General features: G+C 36.0%; 2 protein-coding genes. Both read right to left on the minus strand.

The window, feature by feature from the left end:
• Nucleotides 1-278 (minus strand): hypothetical protein (locus tag KVT37_RS31785; protein ID WP_217578962.1); only part of this gene is annotated, 278 nt, incomplete at its 3' end.
• A gap of 7 nt (nucleotides 279-285) precedes the next feature.
• Nucleotides 286-513: a hypothetical protein gene (locus KVT37_RS31790; protein WP_217563175.1), complete on the minus strand. Its 228-nt coding sequence runs from the start codon at nucleotides 511-513 to the stop codon at nucleotides 286-288.
• Nucleotides 514-598: the final 85 nt, after the last annotated feature.

Here is a 598-nt window from a genome sequence, read left to right on the forward strand (position 1 = left end):
TTCCCTGGGACTCTCCCTTTACGTCTAAATACTTCACGCCAACCCTCATCATCAATTTCTACTGCAGTAGCAAAACGGCACTTTTCAATATGATTAAATCCATAGTCACCTGCAATGGAACCTACACTTTTCCATTGACCCCATATCTCTACTTTGTCATTAATAGTATCCTTAATAACTTTTTCCACTTGTACAATTTGTAGGCCATCTTCCATTTCACATACAACCCAATGACCAGGAACCACTTTTGTTTCACCTATTTGTAAATTCATCATCATTTCCCCCTTAATCTAATGCTTCTATTTCTTTCAACGATCTATTAGAAACTTCAATACTACGAATACGAAAATCATAGTGTTTACAATAACGCTCACGGACTATACGGGCTGCGTCTTCCCTTGTTTCTGCTTCACAAAATTCCAACTTAAATCCAATGTTTGTAACAATATCCACCATATAGGTATCAATTTGCTCATATACGACAGCATCTTCTATTGTTAATTGCTCAACCATTTACAGGTACTTTTGCTAATGTAATTGTTAATTGCTTATCCAATAGTGTTCCTATTACTGCGTTCATCCAAAGATTAGGGTTAAT

It is taken from the genome of Mesorhizobium sp. GbtcB19 (genome assembly GCF_019091085.1).
In the GTDB taxonomy this organism is placed as follows: domain Bacteria; phylum Pseudomonadota; class Alphaproteobacteria; order Rhizobiales; family Rhizobiaceae; genus Mesorhizobium.